Source organism: Solihabitans fulvus, assembly GCF_008386585.1.
Classification (GTDB): Bacteria; Actinomycetota; Actinomycetes; order Mycobacteriales; family Pseudonocardiaceae; genus Solihabitans; species Solihabitans fulvus.
The window spans coordinates 155518-170200 of sequence record NZ_VUOB01000064.1 but is presented as its reverse complement, the minus strand read 5'-3'; the positions used below and the strand labels follow the sequence as shown (position 1 = coordinate 170200).

The window sequence follows — 14683 nt, the reverse complement described above, 5'->3', positions numbered from 1 at the left end:
GCGGTGTCGGAACGATCAGGCCTCGTTGCCCTTCGCGATGGGCGCCGCGACGAGCGCGCCGTACTCGACCCAGGCGCCGTCGTAGTTGGCGATGCCGCGCCTGCCGAGCAGCTCGTGCAGCACGAACCAGGTGTGCGAGGAGCGCCACCCCATCCGGCAGTAGACGATCGTCTCCCGGTCGAAGTCCACGTCGGCGTAGACCTTCGCCAGCTCGTCGTTTGGCAGGAACGTCTCGTCCTGGTTGGTGGCCTTCTCCCAGGGGATGTTGCGCGCGGACGGCACGTGACCCCGCTTCAGCGAGGGGTCCTGCGGCACGCCGGCCGGCGCGACGAGCTCGCCGGTGTACTCGGGCACGGACCGGACGTCCAGCAGGTTCCGCGTGCCGATGGCGGAGAGCACGTCGTCGCGCGTCGCCCTGGTCGTGAGGTCCCTCGGCGCGGCGACGTAGCTGGTCGCCTGCCGGACGGGCTCCTCCTCGACGAGCGGCCGGGAGTCGAGTTCCCACTTGGCCCGGCCGCCGTCGAGCAGGCGCACGTCGTTGTGCCCGTAGACCTTGAGGTACCAGTAGAGCGAGGCCGCCCACCAGTTGTGGTTGCCGCTGTAGAGCACCACGGTGTGGTCGTTGCCGATGCCCTTGGCGGACAACAGCTTCTCGAAGGCGGCCTGGTCGAGGAAGTCGCGGCACACCGGGTCCTGCAACTCGGTGGTCCACTCGATGCGGACCGCGCCGGCGATGCGGCCCCGGTCCCTCGCGCCGTTCTGGTCCATCACCTCGACCAGCACGACGTTGGGGTCGTCAGCGTGCGCCGTGACCCAGTCGGCGTCGACGAGTAAGTCGGTGCGGTCCATCGGATACCTCAGCTCTTTCCGGTGGTTCGAGGCCAGGGTTCGTGCGATGTCACCCGGCTGGGCGGGGCGGCGACGTCGGGGTCACCACCAGTAGGCGGGGTAGTTGGCGCCGACGCGGAGCCTGGCGGCGATCACGCCGAACAGGACCAGCAGCACGCTGGCCGCGACGACGAGGACCAGGGCGTGCACCGGCTCGGGGTGCTGGGCGACCACGAGGGCGGCCAGTGCCGCGGCAGGCGCGTGCACGACCCTGAGCACGATCATCACGCCGAGCGAGACGCCGCCGGCGATGGCCGCGGTCCAGATGGACGCGCCGAACAGCGCGTAGACGAGGAGGCCGAGGACGGCCGAGGCGAGCTGGCCGCCGATCACGCTGCGCGGTTGCGCCGGGGGCAACGCCGGGCTGCCGGCGATGATCACGGCGCTGGCAGCGAAGGGCGGCGTCAGCAGGATCTGGTGGGTCACGTCGCCGATCAGCGCGAGCAGCAGCAGCATCACCGTGCCGACGACCGTGGCCATGACGGCCTTGCTGAGCTTGGGGCTCGCGGGCGCCTTGCTCTTCCACCACACGGGCCTGGTCGCCGGCTCCGTCTGAGGCGCCACCGTGGGCGGGGGCGTGTCAGTCACTTCAGTCACCTTTCGGTGTGGGGTCGAGGTTTCGGGGCGCGGACGGCTCTTCAGGCCCGATTGGTCGGGATTGTGCAGGTCACGAGTGGTCCGCGCGGCTCCCACCATTCCAGGGCGACTGCCCCGGAATGGTGGGAGCGCGGTTTTCCGCGGACCGTTATTCGAATCTTGGATGGGTCACCGTTACGCCGGGATCACGCGCAGCCGTGGAAGTACTGCTGCGCGCGGTTCCAGACGTCGTGACCGACCTGGCGACCGAGGGTGATGCCGGGCTGGTTGTCGAAGTCCCAGTGCATCCCGCCGTACAGGCGCGAGATGCCCGCCTGCTCGGCGGCCGAGCTGAAGGTCGGCCAGCTGAGCGTCACGTCGCTTGCTGGCGTGATGCCCGGCTCGATCTTGGAGGTGCCGGCCTTGAACACGAACGAGTCACCGAACGTGTCGCTGCCGGTGAAGTCCTTGAGGACCTCGGAGGCCGCGCCGGAGAACGTGCTGTGCCCGGAGACGGTGGCAGGGAAGGCCGGGGTCGACACGTACGGCTTCCAGTTGCTGCCGTCCATGGTGACCGTGCCCTTGCCCGGACCGCCGTAGGCCTGGATCTGCTGGCCCGCCTTGTCGTAGCGGATCAGCGTGCTGGGCCTGGCGTAGTTGTACTCCAGCTTGACCTTCCACGACACGATGGCCGCGTCGTCCTCGGCCATGTTGAGCGCGAAGAACATCTTCACGTCCTGGTCGAGGCTGTGGTGGTCGCGCCGGGCGACGAAACGGGCCCACGCCTGCTGCCCGCCCGGCGGTGTGACGTCGGCGTTGAGCCAGTACTCGGCGATGACCTTGCGCTCGTCGGTCAGGTTCGCGCTGTAGTCCAGCACGTTGTTGATCGACGAGGTGATGGCCGCCGAGGGGTAGGCGGGCGGCGCTGGAACGCTGTAGCCGTCTGCCGACCCGATCGCGAAGGGCTTCGTTTGGCCCCACTGGGGGTTGAGGAAGTGCTGGGTCTTGCCGTTGACGATCAGCGGCGTCCACTTCGACGGGTCCACCACGGTGGACTTGTCGAAGGAGTCGACCGGCTGCGGCGGGTTGACCGGCTGGTAGCCGGTCACGGTGTCCGCGTAGGCCGGCGTGCCGAGCTGGTTGGACCCGTCCTGGTGACGGAAGTTCAGCTCCGCCGCGCAGGCCACGTTGCCGATGCCGGCGGCGGTGCCGGTGTCGGTGCTCGTGTTGTTCGGGTCATAGCCGAGGCTCTGCATGAACGCCGTGGTGGTGGCGGTCTGCGCGGGGAACAGGTCGAGCAGCGCGCGGTAGGCCGCGTAGCTGATCGCCGTCTCCTTGTTGCGCTGGGTCCGCTCCCACCACGGGCGACGGAGCTGGTCGCCCAGCTGCGTGCCCACCGCGCGGCCGTCGTAGGCGACCCACGCGTCGAACATGCAGGTGTGCGTGATGGCCAACGCCCGCGCGTCCACCGTCGGCGGGCCGAACGGTGAGTTGGCCGTCTCGTAGACGCTCAGAATGTTGTTCTCGGTCTGCTGGTTCCACTTCACCACGATCGAATCGCCGGAATACCGGGGCGAGGCCTCGGAGACCGCCGGGCTGACCGTCGCGAATGCGGCACCGACCAGCACCAGCGTCGCTCCGCTCGCAATTCGACGACGCAGGCGGGAAACGGGTCTGTGCCGCTGGGTTGTTGACAACGTCATACTTGACTTTTCCTTTGCGCGAGCAGGAAGTCCGGGTGCACCGGTCGAACGGTCTCCCCGGCGTCGACGGCAAGCACGCTAGTTAGCCGGCGTGACTGCGCCGTGACAGCGCCGTGGCAGCCTGCCCGAAGGTTCAGAATCGGTTGCGCGAACAGTTCGTGACCTTCGCTAAATGTCGTTGAATGGCAACGGAGTTGCTCCACTGGACTGTGAATTTTATGTCGGCCACAGAGCTTCTTGGGCTGGTCAACGGCCTGGCGTCGGCGCGGCGCGGAAGTCTGGTGTTTTCCCCAGTCGGCAGGTGCTTGCGGCGTTGCTGCCGATGGCCCAATCGAAATCCCGCGCCGCGCGCATCGATAACGCTGATGGGTGGTCGTGTGCCCAGGTGATGTGGGTAGCGTGTCGCCCCGTACCCGGGCTCTGGGGTGACTGGGGGATATCGCATGAAAACTCGTACGCGACAAACACAGGAGCACGATGCCGACGGCCTGATAGTGGGGCCCCGGAACGAGGACGGCGCGCTGCCGGCCGGCCGGTTGGCCGCCGCCGACGCCGGGGCCCTGCGCAGGATCGGCAACGGGGAACTGACCGACCTTCCGACGGCCGTCGGCGCGGAGAACCTGCGGCTGCGGCTGATCGGCACCTGCCAGCTCTCGCGCGGCCAACGTCAACTGTCGGTCGGGCCGAGCGGCCAACGGCTGCTGGCGCTGCTCGCCTTGCACGACAGGGTGATCGCGCGGGGCACGGCGGCGCAGCTGCTGTGGCCCGACGTCACCGAGAGCGGCGCCCGCTCCAACCTGCGCACCACGCTGTACCGGCTGGCCAGGAGCTGCCCGACCGCGATCGAGGCGACCAGCACCGGCGTGCGGCTCGACCCTTCGGTGCGGGTCGACGTCCGCGCCGCGCGGTCGATCATGACCCGCGTGCTGGACCTGTCCGTGCCGATGAGCGAACGGCAGCTCAGCGAGGCGCTGCGCTGCGACCTCCAGGACGACCTGCTGCCGGAATGGCAGGAGGAGCACTGGTTGCAGCCGCATCAGGCACGGTGGCGGCAGCTCCGCCTGCACTGCCTGGAAACCCTGTCCGACCGGCTGGCCTCGGCCGGCTGGTTCGGCGCGGCCGTCGACGCGGCGCTCGCGGCCGTGCAGGCGGAACGGTATCGGGAGAGCGCGCACGAGGCGTTGATCCGGGCGCACCTGGCTGCCGGCAACCGGACCGAGGCGATCAATCATCGGGCCGCCTACCACCGAATGCTGCACGCGGAGCTGGGTCTCGCGCCGGTGGCGTCCTCGATCGGCCGTTGAATCCCTTTGTCCTGAATCTGTTCGGTCGCTCGGCGCCGCCGCCGTCATTCGATTTCTGTGGTGAGGGTAGGCAATAGACCGATAGTCGCGCCATCGCCGCCGGGTCGGTAGCAGGCTGTCCGGCGTGCGGCGCCGCGTCGCCGCCATTCCTCGATTCGTGCCGGCGTCCGTCGATGCCGCAGTCACCGATTCGCTTGCGGTAGGAGGATTCACTCGATGTCTTCATCAGTTGTCAATCACCCGGCCCCGGTGAATGCCGGCCGAGATTCCGGTCGGGAGCCGCAGTACGACGCGCTGCCGACGTTGGTCAGCGCGGGCCTGCGGGTGCCGCTGGTGTCCGGTGAGTCGGTGCCCTACGCCAACTTCGACTACGCGGCCAGCACGCCCTGTCTGGACACGGTCTGGCACGCGGTGCAGGAGCTGGTGCCCTGGTACGCGAGCGTGCACCGGGGCGCCGGGTTCGCCTCGCAGGTGTGCACCGAGCTGTACGAGCAGGCCCGCGAGGTGGTGCGGCGGTTCGTCGGCGCGCCGGCGGACGCGACGACGGTGTTCACCCGCAACACCACCGACGCGATGAACCTGCTCGCGCGCACGCTGCCGAAGGGCACCACCGTGTGGTGCTTCGACTCTGACCACCACGCGGCCGTGCTGCCCTGGCGGGACTCGCGGACCAGGCGGGTCGCCCTGCCGTCCTCGCCTGCCGAGGCCGTCGCCCTGCTCGACGAGGCACTCACCGGTCGCGAGGACGGGCCGGGACTGGTGGTGATCACGGCGGCCTCCAACGTGACCGGCGAGCTGTGGCCGGTCGCGGAGCTCGCGGAGGTGGCGCACCGGCACGGCGTGCGCTGCGTGCTCGACGCGGCGCAACTGGCGGCGCACGGCCAACTGCGCGCCGAGGAGTGGGGCGTCGACTGGATCGTCCTCAGTGGACACAAGCTGTACGCGCCGTTCGGGGCTGGCGCGCTGGTCGGCAGGCGCGACTGGCTCGAGGCGGCCGAGCCCTACCTCGTCGGCGGCGGCGCGACCCGGCTGGTCAGCGACGGCGGCGACCACCTTGACGTGGACTGGTCGGCGGGGCCGGGCCGGCACGAGGCCGGCTCGCCCAACGTGGTCGGCGTGCACGCGCTGTCCGTCGCCTGTCAGAGTCTGCCGCCCGCGACGCTGGCCAGGATCGCCGAGCACGAGCAGGCGATGGTGGCGAGGGTGCGGCACGGCCTCGGCGCGATCCCCGGGGTGCGGCTGCTGAGCATGTGGCACCCGGAGAATCCCAGGGTCGGCGTGGTGTCCTTCGCCGTTGACGGCGCGGATCTCGCGTTCGTCGCCACCGCGCTGTCGGCCGAGCACGGCATCGGGGTCAGGGACGGCATGTTCTGCGCGCACATCGGCACCGGCACCATCCTGCGGCGGTGCGGGTCCGAGCAGACCGGCCGCGCGCTGCGCGCGAGCATCGGGCTAGGCACGACCGGCGAGCACGTTGACCGGCTGCTGCACGCCGTGGACACGTTGGCGCGGCACAGCCCCCGGTGGAACTACCGCCTCGCCGACGGCAGGTGGGCGCCGGACCCTGACCCCCGACCGGTGCCGGCCGGACTGCGCCCGATGGCCCTGCTCGACTGAGTTCCCGTTGCCGCGCAGGGGTTTCGGTCAGCCCATCCGCGTGGTGATCAGCAGGATGCCGGCGTACTGGGCGGCGTACGCGGCGATGGTGCAGGCGTGGAAGACCTCGTGGTAGCCGAACCAGCGCGGCCACGGGTCGGGCCGGCGCAGGCCGTAGACCACGCCGCCGACGGTGTAGAGCAGACCGCCGCCCATGATCAGCGCGACGGGCCCGAGACCGGCAGCGTGGCCGGCCTCCGGCAGGAAGAACACCGCGACCCAGCCGAGCGCGAGGTAGAGCCCGGTGCAGAGCCAGCGCGGCGCGGACAGCCACCGCAGCCGGAACACCACCCCGGCCGCGGCGCCGCCCCACGCCAACAGCAGCGCCCACAGCTGCGTCGAGCCGTGCAGGGCGAGCAACGCCAGCGGGGTGTAGGTGCCCGCGATGATCAGGTAGATGTTCGCGTGATCCCAGCGGGCCAACAGATCCCGCATCCGCGACGGCCACCTGCCGAGGTGGTAGGTGGCCGAGACGGCGAACAGCAGCAGCGAGGTCGCCGAGTAGACCAGGGCCGCCAGCACGCCGGCCGGGGTTCGCGCGGCCGCGAGCAGCACGGTGGCGGCGACGAACGTCAGCGGCGTGGCCGCGGCGTGCAGCCAACCCCGCAGGCGCGGCCGCACCGGGTCGACGAGGTGGTCGCCGGTGTCGGCCCGCCGCTGCGTGCCCGCCGGCAGCGGAGGCGCGTCCTCGGAACGCGCGCCGGTGCTGATCGTCATGTGAACCCCCAGAAGTCGATGCCTCGACGCTAGGGATGGCGATCATGTGAAACGACCGGGTCAGCCGCCGTGTTGGTGGTGGGGCAGGCCCTACCCCGGGTGATCGGGGCCGAGGGCGCGAAGGTTTGGCGAATTCCCGGAGAACGGTCCGGAAAGGACGCGGCACGCCGGGAAGTGCCCGAGGCGACGCTGTTGGACCGGCGTCGTTCGTACGCGGGCGTGCGGGCGCGGGCCTCCCACCAGCGCGCCGAGCAGCGGGAAGCCGCGGTGGACCCGTCGGCTGGTCGGCTCTGATCGTGTACCCGAAGGGGCATCCGGGCGGCACCGCTGTCCGGGCGTCTGTTCGCGGCTGGACGGGAGGTATTTGCAACATTGCGATCTAAGCGACATTAATCGTCACCCGATGAGAGCAAGAAGAACGTGATCTTCAGCCAACAGGAGTAGTCGTCGGGCATGGTTGGTGGCGCAACGCACGGGTTACACGACTGTTTGTGATTGCAATCACAGTTGACCCTTCCTGTAACGCCGCTGTAACGTTCGGAAATTGAACGGAAGATCGACTTGTGACGGCCTGGGGGCTACGCGACGTAATCGTGAAGAATGTTCACAGAGTATGTGGCGTGCTGTGCAACGGTTCTGGGGGAGCTGTGATTACCGATCGCGCCTACGATATTGTCACCGACGACATATTTCTGCGATTATCGGATCTGGTCATCGATTCGGAGATATTCCTGAAGATCGAGGGGCTCAATCCAGCTGGATCGGTGAAACTGAAGACCGCTGTCGCGCTCATCGAGGACGCCGAACGCAGGGGCGTGCTCTCCGACGGCGGGCGCGTGGTCGAGTCCTCGTCAGGCAACCTCGGCATCGCGTTGAGCATGGTCTGCTCGATCAAGGGCTACTCGTTCACCTGCGTCACCGACCCCAACGCGTCCGCCCGCAGCGTGGCCACCATGCGGGCGCTGGGCGCGGAGGTGGTCGTGGTCGCCAACCGCGATTCCAACGGCGGCTTCCTCGGCAGCAGAATCGCCCATCTCAAGGCAATGCTCGCATTGGACCACGAGCTGGTCTGGCCCAACCAGTATGCGAACGCGGCAAATCCGAGGGCGCACTGGGAACGCACCGCGGCCTCTATTCTTCGGTCCATCGAGGCGATCGACTACCTGTTCGTTGGCGCGGGCACCACGGGCACGCTGATGGGCTGCGCGGCGTATTTCCGGCAGTTCTCGCCGAAAACCCGGATCATCGCGGTGGACACCAGGGGATCGGTCACGTTCGGTTACCCGGCCGGCCCCCGGCACATCCCCGGGCTCGGCACCAGCCGCACCCCGGAGCTGCTGCGCATGGACAACCTCGACGAGGTGCTGCTCGTCGACGAGGCCGAGGCGGTGTGGACCTGCCGGCTGCTCGCGCGGCGGCACGGGCTGCTCGTCGGCGGCTCGACCGGGTCCGTGCTGGCCGCCGTGCGCGGCTACGGCGGCCACCTCGCGCCCGGCTCCCGGGTCGTGGCCATCGCGCCCGACCTCGGCGAGCGCTACCTGGACACGATCTACAACGACGACTGGGTGACCGCCCGCTTCGGGCGGGACGTACTGACACGACGCGACATGGTGAGCGCACCGCTCGCCGCTGGGAGTTGATTTCAGGTGTTCACATTCGACGTGGTCGGCGGAACCGTCGTGCGCGAGATCATCACGGCGTCCAGGCCGGACATCGTTGACGTCGTGCGGCAGGCGTACCTGACTCACCACGCGGGCGACTCGGTCAACCCGAACAGCTACTTCCTGAGGTTCCCCGACAAGCCGAGCGCGCGGATCATCGCGCTGCCCGCCTACCTCGGCGGCGAACAGGACGTGGCCGGCATCAAGTGGATCGGCAGCTTCCCGGAGAACGTCAGCAGGAACGTGCCGAGGGCCTCCGCCGTGCTGCTGCTCAACGACTACGAGACCGGCTACCCGTTCGCCTGCCTCGAGGCGTCCCAGATCAGCGCGGCGCGCACCGCGGCCTCCGCCGTGCTCGGCGCCGAGCAGCTCGTCGGCGGCCGCGTCGCACAGAAGATCGCCGTGGTCGGGTCCGGCGTGATCGCCCGCAACATCACCGAGTTCTTCGCCGCGCAGCAGTGGCAGATCGGTGAGGTCGCGGTCTTCGACAAGGTCGCCGAGTACGCCGACCTGCTCGCCGACCACGTCCGGCAGAACCTCGGCGTGTCGGCAGGCTCGGTCGGCAGCCTGGACGAGGCGATCAAGGGCGCCGACGTGGTCGTGCTCGCCACCACGGCCGCCGAGCCCTACATCACCGAGCAGGACTCGTTCGCGCCAGGCCAGGTCGTGCTCAACGTCTCGCTCCGCGACATCGGCCCCGACATCATCACCGCCGCGCACAACGTCCTCGACGACATCGACCACTGCCTGACCGCCAACACCTCGCCGCACCTGGCCGAGCAGGCGACCGGCAACCGCGAGTTCATCGACGGCACCCTCGCCCAGCTCGTTCTCGGCGAGATCGCGCTGACCGAGGACAAGCCGAAGATCTTCTCGCCGTTCGGGCTCGGCGTGCTCGACCTCGCCGTCGGCGTGTTCGTGCACGAACGGGCCGCGGCGCAGCAGCGCACTGTGCCGATCGACGGATTCTTCGGGGAAACCGAGCGGTGGAGCTCGTGACGGCGCTCTACCCTGCCGCGATGACGGTTAGCAAGAAACACGCCCTGCTGCTGGGTTTCCTCGGAGTGCTCGCGTTCAGCATGACGCTGCCGGCCACCCGGCTCGCCGACCCGGCCTTCGGCGGCTGGACGGTCGCCTTCGGCCGCGCGGTCGTCGCCGCCGTGCTCGCCGGGCTCGTCCTGCTCGCCAAGCGGCAACCGCTGCTGCCGCCCAAGGCGGAACTGCGCCCGCTGCTGATCGTGGTGATCGGGGTGGTCGTCGGGTTCCCGCTGTTCACCTCGCTCGCGCTGGAGACCGTCGGCAGCTCGCACGGCGCCGTGGTCACCGGCCTGATTCCGGCCGCCACCGCCGGATTCGCCGTGCTGCTGGCCGGGGAACGGCCGCGCCGCAGCTACTGGGCGGCCCTCGCGATCGGCCTCGCCGGCGTGCTCAGCCTGCCGATCATCCAGGGGCACGGCCGATTCGAGCTCGGCGACGTGCTGCTGGTCGCGGCCGTCGTGGTCGCCGGCCTCGGCTACTCCCAGGGCGGCGTGCTGGCCAGGAAGTACGGCGGCTGGCGGGTGATCTGCTGGGCGCTGGTGCTCGCGCTGCCGGCGACCGTGCCGATCACCGTCATCACGGTGCTGGCCCGACCGCCGCACGACGTCACCGCGAAGTCCCTCGCCGGCCTCGGCTATCTCAGCGTCATCAGCATGTTCCTCGGGTTCTTCGCCTGGTACGAGGGCCTGGCGAGGGGCGGCGTGGCCAGGGTCGGCCGCCTCCAGCTGGTCCAGCCGATCCTGACGCTCGGCTGGTCGGTGCTGCTGCTCGGCGAGACCCTCGACCTGGTCACGATCATCGCCGCTGTGGTCGTGCTCGGCGCGGTCGCGGTCGGCCGCAACGCGCGGGTCGACCCGGCGGCTCCGGCCGCCACCGTCCCGGCGGGTGAGCGCACGTGACGCGCCAGCCCGTGCTGGTCACCCGCAGGCTCGCGCCCGGTGTGCTGGACCGCCTCGCCGCGAGCTGCGCGGTGACCGCGCACGACGACGACCTGCCCATGCCGCGGGCCGACCTGCTCGCGGCGGCGCGCGGCAGCGCGGCGGTGCTCGCCACGCTCGACGACGTCGTGGACGCGGAGTTCCTCGACGCCGCGGGCCCTGGGCTGCGCATCGTGGCCAACCACGCCGTTGGCACGCACAACATCGACGTGGCCGCGTGCGCGGCGCGCGGCGTGGTCGCCACCAACACACCCGGCGTGCTCACGGCGGCGACCGCCGACCACGCCTTCGCGCTGCTGCTGGCCGCCGCCCGGCGGCTCGGCGAGGGCGAGCGGTGGCTGCGCGCCGGCCGGCCCTGGACGTGGGCGCCGAACTTCCTGCTCGGCATGGAACTGTCCGGCGCGCGGCTCGGCGTCCTCGGTATGGGCCGCATCGGCCGAGCCGTGGCCCGCAGGGCCGCCGGGTTCGACATGTCGGTCAGCTACCACAACCGGCGACCGCTGCCCGACCAGCCCGACGCGCAGTGGCTGCCGTTGCCGGAGTTGCTGTCCACCGCGCAGGTGCTGGTGGTGAGCTGCCCGCTCACCGACGAGACCAGGGGCCTGCTCGACGCGGCCAGGCTCGCGCTGCTGCCGGCCGGCGCGGTGCTCGTCAGCATCACCGCCGGAGTCGTCGACGAGGTCGCCCTCGCGGCGGCCGTCGAGTCCGGCGCGCTGTTCGCCGCCGCCGTGGACAACCATGTGAGCGAGCCCGAGGTGACGCCGGAACTCCTTGCGCAGGAACGGATCGTGCTCAGCCCGCATCTCGGCAGCGCGACCGTCCACACGCGACAGGCCATGGGCAACCTCGCCGTCGACAACATCCTCTCCGTGCTCGGCGGGAACCCGCCGCTGACCGGAGTCTGACCGGCCTAGTTCCAGAGATCCAGTTCGAGAGATCCAGTTCGTGATGGGGGAGAGTGGTTTCAGGTGAGTGCTCCGACGAAGACAGCCTCGGAGAGCGCGATCAAACAGCAGGAGCCGTCCTCGCTGTCCGCCGGCAGCCTCAAGCCGCCGGCCGACGGGACCGCCAGGCTGTATGAGCGGTACTGGCCGCCGGTGCCGAAGTTCGAGGGATTCGACGCCGAACTCGTGGCGTTCATGTCCGCATCGGCCGAGGAACAGCAGGCGCTGCTCGCCCGGCTCCGCGGCGACACCGAGCGGCATGGGCGGTTCGTGCACCGCCACCTCGCCGAGGTCTACGCGCACTGGTTCGGCTACCGCGACGGCGCGTTCACCCGGCACACCGACGACGCGGCCGAGGAGGCCCTGTTCGCGACGAAGATCCGGCTGGAGCGGGAACTGTTCGACCACTGGTCGATCAGCGACGCCGAGCCGAAGTTCGCCGACCAGTTCGAGGCGGCCGACTACCTCGACGTGGTCGCCGCCACCAACCCCGGTGTCGGGCACCCGCTGTTCGCGTACCTGCGCGACGAGGCCACGCGCGAACAACTGGAGCGCTTCCTCCAGTGCGAGCTGATCCGCAACGAGGTCGTCGACGACGAGGTCGCGCTGCTTGTCGTTGGCCTGCAAGGCATGCAGAAGGCCGTCGCGGCGGCGAACCTGTGGGACGAGGTCGGCAGGGGCAAGCTGGAGAACTTCCACACCTACTGGCTGCGCAGGCTGCTGGAGGCCACCGACGGGTGGGACGCGCTCTACGAGTACCGCGAGAGCCACCCGTGGTTCGCGAAGTTCACCTCGAACATGAACGCCGCGCTGCTCACCAGGCCGTCGCGGAAGATGATGGCGTACGGGTGTTTCCTGGTGTTCGAGAGCTGGGTCGAGCCGCACTTCGTGAACATCCTCGACGGCCTCACCAGGGTCGGCATCCTCGACGACGAGGTGCGGATCTACTTCACCGCGCACGTCAAGATCGACCCGAGGCACAGCAGGGAACTGTCCGATGGACTCCGGCTCCAGCGGCCGCTGCTCAGCGACCAGGAGGTGCGCGACGTGGTGCACGGCGCCCACCTGGCGTCCGCCGCGGGCAGGCGGCAGTTCGACCACATGCTCACCTACCTGAAGTCCATGAACGGCGGGAAGCCCATGAACAGAGAAGGACAGTCGGCATGAGCGCATCCGTCCGTCTCGTCACCGCGGCACACCTGCCCGAGCTGGCCCCCGACGACCAGGAGCTGCTGCACGCGTTGCGGCGCAGGGGTGTCGAGACCGAGGTGGCCGTCTGGGACGACCCCTCGGTGAACTGGGCCGCCGCGCCGGTGACGGTCGTGCGGTCCGTGTTCGACTACCACCTGCGGCGGGACGAGTTCATCGAGTGGGTCGACCGGGTCGAGCCGCTCACCTCGCTCCAGAACCCGCCGGAGGTCATCCGGTGGAACTCGCACAAGTCCTACCTGCTGCGGCTCATGGAGGACGGCTTTCCCAGCATTCCCACGGAATGGGTCGACCGGGGCAGCACCGTTGACCTGCGTGCCGTGCTGGCGGCCAGGGGCTGGGCGGAGGCCGTGGTGAAGCCCGCGGTGTCGGCGTCGGCGCACGGGACCGTCAAGGTGTCCGAGGACAACCTGGACGAGGCGCAGGCCCACCTGGACGGCCTGGCGCACCAGGGTGACGCGCTGATCCAGCCGTACCTGTACGACTTCGAGACCACCGGCGAGACCTCGGTGATCTGGCTCGGCGGCGACCAGACCCACAGCGTCCGCCGCCCGTCGGGGATGCACACCTCGCTGGAGGTCGCCCACGTCGGCGCGCCGCTCGAGCCGACCGCGCAGGAACTGGAGTTCGCCAGGGCGGCCTACGACTGGATCACCCCGACGCCGCTGTACGCGCGGATCGACGTGCTCAACACCCGCGACCACGGCCTGCTGGTGCTGGAACTGGAACTCGTCGAGCCCGCCCTGTACCTGCGGCACTCCACGGCGGTCGCCGACCAGTTCGCCGCAGCCGTGCACAAGCTGGTCTGAGCCGGGTAGGTGGCGGCGCACCCAGCGCCGCCACCAACCTCATTGCCACGCCCGGTCGAACGCCGCTGTCTGCGGAGCTCTCACGCCCTCGGCGTGAGGACGGTGCGGTCGAAGGGCCCGCCGTGTGCGGCCGCGTGGGCGACCGCGTCGTTGACCCGGTCGAGGCCGAATCGGGTGACGCGTTCGGGGGCGAGGTCAAGGGCACCCGTCGCGATGAGCCGGATCATGCCGGCGTTCGCGGTGCGTGGGTACATCCATTGGCCGCGTACGGTCACCGAGTTGCGCATGATCCAGGGGTAGGGCAGGGCGAGGTCCGCGCCGCCGAGCATGCCGACGCCGCCCATCAGCACGACCCGCCCGTACTCGCGCACGGTCATGGCCGCCGCGCGTGCCGCCGAGGCGGGTGCCTGGGGCGGTAGGAGATCGAGCACGAGGTCAATCGGGCCGTCGGCGGCCGCGGCCATCGCCGCGCGGTCGGTGTCCTCGTCCCCGCTGAGTTCGACCGGGCTCACCCGTGGGCCGAACCGGTCGGCGAGCAGGTCGAGGACGGCCCGGTTGCGCCCGGGGGCCACCACGTGCCCGGCGCCCATGGCGAGCGCGACGGCCACCGCGCTGCTGCCGAGGTTGCCAGTCGCCCCACTGATCAGCACCGTCTCCCCGGCCGCGAGTCGGCCAGCCAGCAGCCCACCGTAGGGAATGGTGTGCACGCCCAGCGCGGACCAGCGTGCGGGATCGACCGCCGCCCCGGCGGGCAGGGAGTACACGTTCTCGGTGGGAACCCGCATGAGTTCGGCGAACGGTCCGTCGTGCAGGTGGCGGGCCAGTCGTGCGCCGCCCTCGCCTCGGGAGCTCCAGCCCTGCAACGTGATGTCCGGTGTCAGGGCGTCGTCGCGGGCGCGGACCGTCGAGTCGCACCACACCAGGTCTCCCACCTTCAGCCTTGTCGCGTCCGGTCCCACGCGTGCCACTCGGCCGATGCCGCCGACACCCGGCACGACCGGTGGTTCCAGCGGATAGCGCCGTTCACCGCCGAACACCTCGGCCGCGTACGGGGGCACACAGGTGGCCAGGACCTCGACCAGCACCTCACCACCGCCGGCCGCCGGGTCGGGTACGTCGTGCACCGTGAGCGGGGAGCCGAACGCGGTGAGTGTCGCTGCACGCATGGGAAAGCCCTTCTGTCTCGTTCCTCGCCACGCTAGGCAGCGCAGGGGCATGCGGGAAGCGAAGATCCGGCATC

General features: G+C 70.1%; 13 protein-coding genes. 8 read left to right on the top strand and 5 right to left on the bottom strand.

Annotated features, from left to right (window positions below):
* Nucleotides 1–15 precede the first annotated feature (15 nt).
* The 3 genes from F0L68_RS32270 to F0L68_RS32260 form a co-directional block, all read right to left on the bottom strand.
* On the bottom strand, nt 16–849 hold the full coding sequence (locus F0L68_RS32270; RefSeq protein WP_149853633.1) for a sulfurtransferase: 834 nt from the start codon (nt 847–849) through the stop codon (nt 16–18).
* Between the two features lie 81 nt (nt 850–930).
* Nucleotides 931–1476: an HPP family protein gene (locus F0L68_RS32265; protein ID WP_223199319.1), complete on the bottom strand. Its 546-nt coding sequence runs from the start codon at nt 1474–1476 to the stop codon at nt 931–933.
* 194 nt (nt 1477–1670) lie between these two features.
* The gene (locus F0L68_RS32260) at nt 1671–3092 is read right to left on the bottom strand and encodes a vanadium-dependent haloperoxidase (RefSeq protein WP_188316942.1); all 1422 of its coding nucleotides are present in this window, start codon (nt 3090–3092) and stop codon (nt 1671–1673) included.
* Nucleotides 3093–3661: 569 nt separating this feature from the next.
* Here F0L68_RS32260 and F0L68_RS32255 point away from each other — a divergent pair.
* Nucleotides 3662–4471, top strand: a complete 810-nt coding sequence (locus F0L68_RS32255; protein WP_188316941.1) for an AfsR/SARP family transcriptional regulator — start codon at nt 3662–3664, stop codon at nt 4469–4471.
* Nucleotides 4472–4687: 216 nt separating this feature from the next.
* The gene (locus tag F0L68_RS32250; protein WP_149853629.1) at nt 4688–6088 is read left to right on the top strand and encodes an aminotransferase class V-fold PLP-dependent enzyme; all 1401 of its coding nucleotides are present in this window, start codon (nt 4688–4690) and stop codon (nt 6086–6088) included.
* Between the two features lie 27 nt (nt 6089–6115).
* Here F0L68_RS32250 and trhA read toward each other — a convergent pair whose 3' ends face one another.
* A complete protein-coding gene (trhA, locus tag F0L68_RS32245) occupies nt 6116–6844 on the bottom strand; it encodes a PAQR family membrane homeostasis protein TrhA (protein ID WP_149853628.1) in 729 nt (242 codons plus the stop codon).
* Nucleotides 6845–7464: 620 nt separating this feature from the next.
* On the opposite strand from trhA, the gene sbnA reads away from it, so the two are divergent.
* The 6 genes from sbnA to F0L68_RS32215 all read left to right on the top strand — a co-directional run bounded on the left by sbnA (nt 7465) and on the right by F0L68_RS32215 (nt 13443).
* On the top strand, nt 7465–8484 hold the full coding sequence (sbnA, locus tag F0L68_RS43820; protein WP_438672333.1) for a 2,3-diaminopropionate biosynthesis protein SbnA: 1020 nt from the start codon (nt 7465–7467) through the stop codon (nt 8482–8484).
* Between the two features lie 6 nt (nt 8485–8490).
* Nucleotides 8491–9504 carry a 2,3-diaminopropionate biosynthesis protein SbnB gene (gene sbnB, locus F0L68_RS43815; protein ID WP_149853627.1) on the top strand — a complete coding sequence of 338 codons (1014 nt, stop codon included), beginning with the start codon at nt 8491–8493 and terminating at the stop codon, nt 9502–9504.
* A gap of 20 nt (nt 9505–9524) precedes the next feature.
* Entirely contained in the window at nt 9525–10442 is a 918-nt protein-coding gene (locus tag F0L68_RS32230; RefSeq protein WP_149853626.1) for a DMT family transporter, read from the top strand.
* On the top strand, nt 10439–11386 hold the full coding sequence (locus tag F0L68_RS32225; protein WP_223199318.1) for a 2-hydroxyacid dehydrogenase: 948 nt from the start codon (nt 10439–10441) through the stop codon (nt 11384–11386). Before F0L68_RS32230 ends, F0L68_RS32225 begins: the two co-directional genes overlap by 4 nt.
* 63 nt (nt 11387–11449) lie before the next feature.
* A complete protein-coding gene (locus F0L68_RS32220; RefSeq protein ID WP_149853625.1) occupies nt 11450–12592 on the top strand; it encodes an iron-containing redox enzyme family protein in 1143 nt (380 codons plus the stop codon).
* Complete coding sequence (locus F0L68_RS32215) at nt 12589–13443, top strand: ATP-grasp domain-containing protein (protein ID WP_149853624.1); 855 nt, start codon at nt 12589–12591, stop codon at nt 13441–13443. The genes F0L68_RS32220 and F0L68_RS32215 overlap by 4 nt, the downstream gene beginning before the upstream one ends.
* Before the next feature lie 80 nt (nt 13444–13523).
* On the opposite strand, the gene F0L68_RS32210 is transcribed toward F0L68_RS32215, so the two are convergent.
* Entirely contained in the window at nt 13524–14609 is a 1086-nt protein-coding gene (locus F0L68_RS32210; RefSeq protein WP_149853623.1) for an alcohol dehydrogenase catalytic domain-containing protein, read from the bottom strand.
* Nucleotides 14610–14683 lie beyond the last annotated feature (74 nt).